Origin of the sequence: Streptomyces sp. DH41 (assembly GCF_029813785.1) — a bacterium.
Classification (GTDB): domain Bacteria; phylum Actinomycetota; class Actinomycetes; order Streptomycetales; family Streptomycetaceae; genus Streptomyces.
This window is the reverse complement of sequence record NZ_JARVKY010000048.1, coordinates 20,725-28,421: the sequence shown is the minus strand read 5'-3', so window position 1 is coordinate 28,421 and position 7,697 is coordinate 20,725. Positions and strand designations below refer to the sequence as shown.

The following is a 7,697-nucleotide window of genomic DNA, read 5'->3' as shown; positions in this document are numbered from 1 at the left end:
CGACATCAGGTCCTGGCTCGCGGACTGGAACGAACACCCCAGGCCCTTCGTCTGGACGAAGACTGCCGACGAGATCCTCGACAAAGTCGCCGCCTACTGCCGACGAATCTCTGACTCAGGTCACTAGACGGTGTCCCGTAAATGCTCTGGGACATGCTGGCTGACCGGCTTGTTTGCCTGTCATCCGGTGAGGGTGAGGTTGTGCAGGCGGGCGATGCCGAGCATGGCGTGGTGGACGCCGTCGCCCTTGAGGCGGCAGTCGCGGAGGATCTTCCAGTTCTTCATGCGGGCGAATGTGTGCTCGACGCGGGCCCGGACCTTGCGGTGGGAGGCGTTGTGCTCCTCCTTCCAGGCCGGCAGCTTCTCGTCCTTGTGCCGGCGGTAGTGCGGGATGGTCAGGCCGGTGCCCCGGTAGCCGCCGTCGGCGATCACCGTGGGAGTGGTGCCGACGGCGGCCTTCGCACCGGAGTCCTCCCAGGCCCGGCAGTCGTTGCGATTGCCGGGCAGCGGCTTGCCGACGGCGACCACGAGGCGGGTGTCGGCGTCGATGACGACCTGGTGGTTGGTGGAGTAGCGGTAGTTCTTGCTGGAGGCGGCCACGGTCCGGTCGCGGGTGGGAACCAGCGTGCCGTCCACGATGAGCACGGTCTCCTGCGGAACCGCCGCCGGGGCTGGAGGGCGAGAGCCGGCCCGAGGTGGGCGACAATCCGGTCGGCCGCCGACTTCGAGACGCCGAACAGCGGGCCGAGTTGACGCAGGGTGAGGTTGGTGCGCCAGTACGCGGCCGCCAGCAGCACCCGGTCCTCCAACGGCAGCGACCACGGCCGGCCCTTGCGGACCGGATCGGCCCTCTCACCCCGCGGCGCGGTGATCAGCTTGTTGAACTGCCGAGGGCTCAGCCCGGTGAACGGACCTATCCACGAGGGCTCCGACGCCGTGATCACACCAGCCACGGCAAGATCATCTCACCTCTGACCAGCAGTTACGGGCCAGCCTCTAGCTTGATCTTTAACCTGTGCGGCGGGGGCGTGGGGTTGTCGACTCCTTCGTCTTTGGATTCGTAATGCCTGTTTTGCGGACTGTGTGGACGTCGTGGCGTGGGGTCGGCCGGGTGTTCTTGCGTCCGGGTGGCCGTCCGGGACCGGGGCGGGAGAGTTTCGGTGCTTGGGCGGGACAGGTGGCCTTCGGGCGGAGGTGCCGGAAGTCGCGGCGGACTCGCGCGGGGGTGAGTCTGTCGATTGGGGCCGGTGTCTCCCACGGCCGGCGGAGGTCAGCGGCGAGTGGGCGGGCGAGCCGGAGCTGGGTGAACGCCGCGAGGATCAGCCAGGTCCAGCGGTCGGCGGCTTCCGGGGCGCGGATCTTCGGACAGGCCCAGCCCAGTGTCTGCTTGAACAGGCGGAAGGTGTGCTCGATGTCGAAGCGCCGCAGGAATGCCTGCCAGAGCAGGTCGATGTCGGCTGGGCTGGCGTCGGTGCCCGACCACCACAGCCAGACTGGCTTTGGTGTCGCGCCGCTGGGCAGGTACTCGACCCGAAGGAGGATCACGGTTCCCTCGATCACCGGCAGCGCACCCAGCTGGGCGGTCCAGGCGGAGCGATGGGTCAGGCGCGGGTGGAGCCGGTCCCAGGCTCGGGCGGCCGCGGTGCCGTAGAGGCGGGTCCTTGTCACGGTCTTCGCGTCAGGGATGTTCCAGGTGGTGGGGTCGCCGAACACGAACTCGCCACCGTGGCGGGGCGGGCGGCCCCGGGTGCCGGGTTCACGGGGCGGTACTGCTCGGCGCAGGACGCGGTCCGAGCGCATCCGGCCCAGCACCTGCACCGGCAGGTCCCTGAGCAGGAAGGCCAGGCGGGGCACGTCGTAGCCGGCGTCCACCACGATCAGGATGTCCGGGTCACCGTCCTTCCACTGCCCGGCGCTGACGAGCCGCTCGACCAGTTCACGCATCTGCCTGGCGGTGACCGTGGCGGCGTCGTCGCCCGGTGCGAGACGCATTGCGTCCAGCGGAGCGGTCCACGAACTGCGGCCGGTCTCCAGTGCGCAGATCACTGAGTACGGCCAGCCGGGGACGGGAATGTGCTGGTCCTTGCCGCGTCCGTAGGTATGGCACAGGATCCGCTGCGGTGAGGTGTGCGCGTCGGGTCGCAGCCAGCAGGTGATGTCGGCGGCCAGGACCAGCCGCCCGTCCGCCGCCCGTGGCAACGGCACCGCGGCCAGTGCCCGACGAAGCCGGGCCACCTCCACCCGGCCGGCGGCCAGGGCATCGTAGAGCCCGCCATGCCCACGACGGTGTTCGCCCACCATCGACAGCTCCACCAGCGACCGGACCGGGCCGTCCGCACACAACACGGCGTCGGCCAGCTCGAACAGTGCGTCCGCACGTCTGGTCAGGCAGGAGTAGAACTCGCCCCGGAAGCGTGACAGTTCCGCGAACGGATCCTGTCGGACAGCGTGATGCAGCAGACTCATCTCCACGGCCTTCGTGCTGAGCGTGTGTGTTCCTTGGTCGGAGCACATGCTCAGCCGAAGGCCGCCTGCACGTACGGCAGTTACCAAACCGGGTGATCAAGTACGAGAAGCCGTTCGACGTCCGAGGTTAAAGATCAAGCCAGCGGCGACCGCTCGCACAGGCCGAAGCCACGTCCGAGGCGTTGACGGAGCATCTCCGGGACGGCATTCAGGGACGGCATTCAGGATCGTAGTCATGGAAACGACCGGAGCACGCAGGGATCACACAACGACAGGAGCGGTCAGGCCCAAAGCTTGGTTGGCTGCGCAGGATGCCCTGCCTGGAGAGGGTAGGCAGAGGATCGAGGAAGCGACGCGGGGTGTCAGGAACAGGGTGATGCCTGGGGCGCGGTGATGTCCACGTGGACTCCACTTCATGCGCGGACGAGCGGATTCCCTCCGTTCGTGTGCGAAGTACTCCTTTTCCCGCAGGGGCACTCGAAATCCTTGGAGAGTGGGTCAGCCGCCGGGACAGGGTTTCTCGGTGAGCAACTCGCCGAAGACGTTCCAGCAGGAAAGGCAGGGATGCCCCATGAAGCCCACCACCGAGGCGACCGACCGCATCGAGTTGGTCTTCTCCCTCTTCGATGCCGACGGGAACGGATACCTGGAGCTCGCCGACTTCGACTTGATGAGCGACCGGGTCGTGGCCGCAGTACCGGATGCACAGGAGGCAACCGCGGACAGGCTCGCCGGTGCCTTCCGCCGCTACGGGGAAACGCTGCTGAACGAGCTGGACACAAATGGCGACGGCCGTGTCAGCCCGGAGGAATTCACCTCCATCGTGCTCAACCCGCGACGGTTCGATGCCACCGTGGACGAGTTCGCGGAAGCGCTCGCCGCGATGGGTGATCCGGACGGCGACGGCTTCGTCGCCCGCCCCGAGTTCACCGCGTTGATGATCGCGATCGGCTTCCAACGGCCCAACATCGAGGCGCTCTTCCAGGCCTTCGGCCCGGACGGGGAGGACCGCATCCGGGTGTCCACCTGGGCGGACGGGATCAGGGACTACTACCGCCCCGAGAAGTCCGGCATCCCTGGCGATCACCTGGTCCCGGCCGGAACCCGGTAGCGCCGAGAGGGCTGTCCGGGAAGCCCCCTCGCCTGTGAACTGAGAAGGGGGCTCCCGGATGTTCTCCCGGGCGCCATGCTCTCCCGGGCCTCCCCGTTCTTCGAGGCGGCGGCCCCGTGCCCCTAACGCCGTGTCATCCCGACACCGACGAGGAAGACGGCCACGCCCAGGATCTGGAAACTGAGGTGCTCGCCCAGCACGACCGCGCTGAGGAGGACGAAGTCGACGGTCTGCTGACCCAGACTGCGGAGCGCGAAAGACAGGGCGTTCCAGAAGAAGGCCGCGACGACGATGTGGCGCCGTCGGCCACGACCCCGCGGCAGGCTTTGGCCGGTCGCCTAGCAGACGCCGGTGAGAACGACCGCGCCGAGTGTACAACGGGCAAGCGTGACCTGGAGTGATGAGAACCCTCGCAGCGCCCAGCTCGATCCAGAGGACTTCAGGTCCCGCGCGGTCGTCACCAGCTACACGGTGACTGACGCCACGGCAGTGCATCCAGGCTCCACGCCGTCCGCCGTCCGCCGTCCGCCGTCAGCCGTCCGCCGGCAGGTGGCGGCACTGGAGAAGCAGGCCGGTACGACAGTCCCAGAACGGGTCGGCCGAGGTGGTGGCACCCGCCCTGACACGTGCGTGCGCCGCCGGCTCGCGCGGCTTGTCACAGAGGACGACGTCGTTGACGGGGGCGTCAGCACCCACGCCAACAGGATCGCAGAGCCGAACGCCGCCATGGCCCTGATGACACGCCGTCGCCCACGTGCCATGAGTCGGATGGTACGGACGCCGGCGGGGAGGGGGCCCGCCTGGAGTTGTTCACGCAGTTGGTGGGTGTAGCTGAACAATTGCCGACGGCGTTGTACTCCTGGGAGCCATACCACCAACGACCGGAGGCGACCCATGCGTGAGCCGTTCACGGCGACGATCTCCGCCCTGGCGGTGCTGGCGCTCGCCCTGACTGGTTGCTCCCACCCGCCCTCCGACGGACGCGGACAGGACGGACGCGGACAGGGGGGAGCGCCGCTGACAACCACCTCGCCTCCCACCAGTCCTCCAGCGACGGAAACTGCCTCCCCCGGTGTTGAGGCGGCATCCGAGGTCTGCCAGACAGTGGACATGGCAGCCCACAACCAGTTGATCGCCATGGCCCTGGCCATCGGCGGCGAGAAGAAGAGCGACTCCGTGGTGCGGGCCGATGCTGCGAAGACCTACCGCGACTTCGCTGACGAACTACTGCTGGTCGCGCCGCAGGCCGGCGGGAAACTGCGGCGGGCCCTGATGAAATGGGCGACCGCCAGTACCGCGGTAGCGCATCACATCGCCGAGCGGAAGCCTCGGGCCGGCCTCGTCATCGACTTCGGGCCCACGGAAAAGCAATGGGACGGTGCCCAGACGACCGCCGAGAAGTTGTGCGGGCAGGACCTACCTGCCCTCGATCAATAGTCCCTGCCTGTATACGTCATGATGGTGCCGTCTCCGGGCGGCTCCGAAAGGTTACTGCCCGTGTCTGATGAATGCTGGTTCACGAAGCATGAGGCTTCCACTCATGGGTGAGACGACGCAGGCGAGCGCGCCGCCGGACGTCGCCATCACTTCCGTACGGTACTCAAGACGATCGATACCTCGGCGAGTCATCTGAAATCGGGTGCCACGGCGCGTGATGTCGTGGATCCTGTGTACGGCGACCGCAACCGTCCGGCCTTCGACGCCGTGAACGACTACGATTACGACTGCGGCGCTACGCCCTCCCAGAGCCCGGTTCCGGCATAGACCTGGGGAAGGGACTGCGAAGCCTTTTTGGTCTTCTGCCCGAGCGGATCACGGGAGTCGTTCACTTCCTTGGTGGTGCTGCTGAACAAGTCCGAAGAGGGTGTACTCCTGAGTGCAGCCACCAACGACGGAAGGCGATCCATGTGGCATCGTTCAGCGTCTCCGTCCCGGTGCGGCCGACGTCGTATGCGGAAGTCCAAAGGATGCAGCTATGTTGGCACAGGCGACTCAAGTTGCTGCCCCCGACAGTGCCTTGGAGGCACTGCTCATCGTCGCGGCCGTCGTGCTGGGACTGGCCTACTGCCTGTTTTTAATCTCCTGTCCGGGTCAGGGATGCGTGGTGACGATTTGTGGTGTCCTTCTCTTCTCCGCCGGATACTTCCCCGCCGTGGCCATGGGTGTCGGCAAGGCGATATCGGCTGGCATAGGTGTATCTGCGGCAGGAGTAGCGTGCCTGGTTCTATTCCTGATCTACAGGAAGATTGTGCGCAGGAGTGAACGCGAGATGCATGCACGTCGTGAGGAATGGGAGCGGCGCGCAAAGGACCCGAAGAGCATGGACGAGATGAGGCAATATTGGAACAGGGGTGAATAATCTGTCCCGGAGCGTAGGTTTCCGGCCAGACGGCGCGAGGCGAGGTCGATGACGGTAGCCAGGGAGCAGAACTTCCCGCGATCGGGGGAGGTAGGGATGTCACCGACGTATTTCGCGTTCGGCGTCGGTGCGAAGCCTGGCCTCCTGGTCGGCACGCCCGAGGGCCGGGCCCTGCACTCCTCACTGGGCTGGACTGTGCGCTCGCCGATGACGAGCCCCTGGTACGAGCCATCGGATGCCGCCCAGTCGCCGGAAGATGACACCACTGGCCCACCTCGCCGGACTCCACCTACGCGGCGCCGTCCTGTGGCTCCGCAGGCTCCAACTCACCACGTGATCTGAACTCAGAACAGGTACTACTGCGTCCACTCGCCCGCGTGATCAGAGACGAATTCGGCAAAGGCGCGCGGCGGACGGCCAGTCAGTTCGAGCACCGCGGTGCTGACCTGGTCTTCGCGCCCCTCCTTGATGCCGCGCTCGACGGCGGCAAGCGCTGCGGCGAACTCGGTCGGCATTCCGGAGGCCCGGTGGGCGGCAGCCTGTTCCTCCTCCGCAATCCGCTCCACCCGAACCTGCCTGCCGGTCTGCGTGGTGATGATCTGCGCGGCCTGTGGGTAGCTCATCGCGTGCGGCCCGGTGATCAGGTAGTCGCTTCGAGCCCTCACCCCCAGGTCAGCCAGCAGCGCGGCAGCACTGGCCGCGACGTCCCGCGCATCGACCCACCCCAGCTTGCCGTCACCGGCCGCGGTGCGGATCTCACTGAGTCGATGGATGCGCTCGGCCAGGGGGTGCGGGCGCAGGAAGTTCTGCATGAAGCCGGACGCGCGGAGTACGACACCCCCGGGCTGAGCCTGAACCTGAGCGGCCAGCTCCACAGCGCTGGGCGCGTTCGGCAGCACAATGGCGGAGCCGAGCATCACGAGGCGCTGGATACCGGCCCGCTGCGCCTGGCGCAGGAAGGGCTCGACCAGCGGCAGCGGGTCCACACTCTCCACCGGAGGAAGCAGGAAGATCCGGTCCGTCCCGTCGAGCGCGGGTCCATATGTGGTCGGGTCGTTCCAGTCGAAGCGGACCGCATCAGGATCAGCTGCGGCCGGGTTCCGGCTGGCTCGCCGAGCCGGCACACCGGCGTTGCGGAGTTCTCGCACCAGCGTCTTGCCGGTGTTGCCGGTACCTCCGGTCACCAGCACTCCGGACATCAGACGGCCTTCCTTTCCAGCGAGTCGATCAGCCCGGCGAGACCACCTGCAGCTGCGGCCACCGACAGCGGGCTCCAGTAATCCCGGAACAGATCGATCAGCCCGTCGCGGGCCGTGAGAACCACGATGTAGTCCAGGCGGTAGGGCTGGGAGGTGGCCACGGCGCGGCCGGTGGCCGTCCACTCCACGACGACGGTGTCCCTTTGGTCCGTGGGTCGCACGGTAAGCGCGGTGACCTCCTTCATGTCCATCAGCTCCGGATAGTGGGCGAGGTAGGCACGTACCTCCTCACGTCCACGGAGAACGCGCGGGGAGCTCCCGGCAGCGAAAGGGAATTCCGCGATTCCGTCAGGCGCCCACAGATCTGCCACGGCATCCATGTCTTTGGCCAGCATCAGATCGATCATGCGGTGAAAAATTTCCTCAGGGGTCCTGGGCACCGTTTCTCCTTGTGGTCAACAAACCGACCAATCCACCATGCACAGCAGCTGTGTGGGCGCGGAACGGACAGCCAAGCCCCGGACCGGCAGTGCGAGGCTCAGCTGTCCCTCCTGTGACAGGA

The 7,697-nt window shown here is 66.9% G+C and carries 8 protein-coding genes and 2 pseudogenes; 5 read left to right on the top strand and 5 right to left on the bottom strand.

Annotated elements, in window-relative coordinates:
* Positions 1-127, top strand: a pseudogene (locus QC283_RS38740) (IS630 family transposase); the annotation flags it as partial.
* Positions 128-180: 53 nt separating this feature from the next.
* Here the strand turns inward: QC283_RS38740 and QC283_RS38735 are convergent.
* Together QC283_RS38735 and QC283_RS38730 are read right to left on the bottom strand one after the other, a co-directional pair.
* Positions 181-953 (bottom strand): annotated as a pseudogene (locus tag QC283_RS38735) (transposase).
* A 55-nt stretch (positions 954-1,008) separates the two neighbouring features.
* The gene (locus QC283_RS38730; protein WP_279566487.1) at positions 1,009-2,466 is read right to left on the bottom strand and encodes an NF041680 family putative transposase; all 1,458 of its coding nucleotides are present in this window, start codon (positions 2,464-2,466) and stop codon (positions 1,009-1,011) included.
* Positions 2,467-3,037: 571 nt separating this feature from the next.
* Between QC283_RS38730 and QC283_RS38725 the strand changes: the two genes are divergently transcribed.
* Positions 3,038-3,577 carry an EF-hand domain-containing protein gene (locus QC283_RS38725; RefSeq protein WP_279566486.1) on the top strand — a complete coding sequence of 180 codons (540 nt, stop codon included), beginning with the start codon at positions 3,038-3,040 and terminating at the stop codon, positions 3,575-3,577.
* Positions 3,578-3,693: 116 nt separating this feature from the next.
* A complete protein-coding gene (locus QC283_RS38720) occupies positions 3,694-3,978 on the top strand; it encodes a hypothetical protein (protein WP_279566485.1) in 285 nt (94 codons plus the stop codon).
* 130 nt (positions 3,979-4,108) lie between these two features.
* Here QC283_RS38720 and QC283_RS38715 read toward each other — a convergent pair whose 3' ends face one another.
* Positions 4,109-4,273 carry a hypothetical protein gene (locus QC283_RS38715; protein WP_279566489.1) on the bottom strand — a complete coding sequence of 55 codons (165 nt, stop codon included), beginning with the start codon at positions 4,271-4,273 and terminating at the stop codon, positions 4,109-4,111.
* A gap of 414 nt (positions 4,274-4,687) precedes the next feature.
* On the opposite strand from QC283_RS38715, the gene QC283_RS38710 reads away from it, so the two are divergent.
* Together QC283_RS38710 and QC283_RS38705 are read left to right on the top strand one after the other, a co-directional pair.
* Positions 4,688-5,014, top strand: a complete 327-nt coding sequence (locus tag QC283_RS38710; protein WP_279566484.1) for a hypothetical protein — start codon at positions 4,688-4,690, stop codon at positions 5,012-5,014.
* Positions 5,015-5,552: 538 nt separating this feature from the next.
* The gene (locus QC283_RS38705) at positions 5,553-5,936 is read left to right on the top strand and encodes a hypothetical protein (RefSeq protein WP_279566488.1); all 384 of its coding nucleotides are present in this window, start codon (positions 5,553-5,555) and stop codon (positions 5,934-5,936) included.
* A 356-nt stretch (positions 5,937-6,292) separates the two neighbouring features.
* Here the strand turns inward: QC283_RS38705 and QC283_RS38700 are convergent, their stop codons facing one another.
* Both QC283_RS38700 and QC283_RS38695 read right to left on the bottom strand, forming a co-directional pair.
* Positions 6,293-7,135, bottom strand: a complete 843-nt coding sequence (locus QC283_RS38700) for an NAD(P)H-binding protein (protein ID WP_279566483.1) — start codon at positions 7,133-7,135, stop codon at positions 6,293-6,295.
* Positions 7,135-7,542 (bottom strand): nuclear transport factor 2 family protein, encoded by a 408-nt coding sequence (locus tag QC283_RS38695; protein ID WP_336620690.1) that lies wholly within the window; start codon positions 7,540-7,542, stop codon positions 7,135-7,137. The genes QC283_RS38700 and QC283_RS38695 overlap by 1 nt, the downstream gene beginning before the upstream one ends.
* Positions 7,543-7,697: the final 155 nt, after the last annotated feature.

What these genes read in the sequence shown, in the direction of transcription:
- QC283_RS38730 (WP_279566487.1), bottom strand. Translation starts at nt 2,466, where the DNA reads ATGAGTCTGCTGCATCACGCTGTCCGACAGGATCCGTTCGCGGAACTG.
- QC283_RS38725 (WP_279566486.1), top strand. Translation starts at nt 3,038, where the DNA reads ATGAAGCCCACCACCGAGGCGACCGACCGCATCGAGTTGGTCTTCTCC.
- QC283_RS38710 (WP_279566484.1), top strand. Translation starts at nt 4,688, where the DNA reads ATGGCAGCCCACAACCAGTTGATCGCCATGGCCCTGGCCATCGGCGGC.
- QC283_RS38705 (WP_279566488.1), top strand. Translation starts at nt 5,553, where the DNA reads ATGTTGGCACAGGCGACTCAAGTTGCTGCCCCCGACAGTGCCTTGGAG.
- QC283_RS38700 (WP_279566483.1), bottom strand. Translation starts at nt 7,135, where the DNA reads ATGTCCGGAGTGCTGGTGACCGGAGGTACCGGCAACACCGGCAAGACG.
- QC283_RS38695 (WP_336620690.1), bottom strand. Translation starts at nt 7,542, where the DNA reads ATGATCGATCTGATGCTGGCCAAAGACATGGATGCCGTGGCAGATCTG.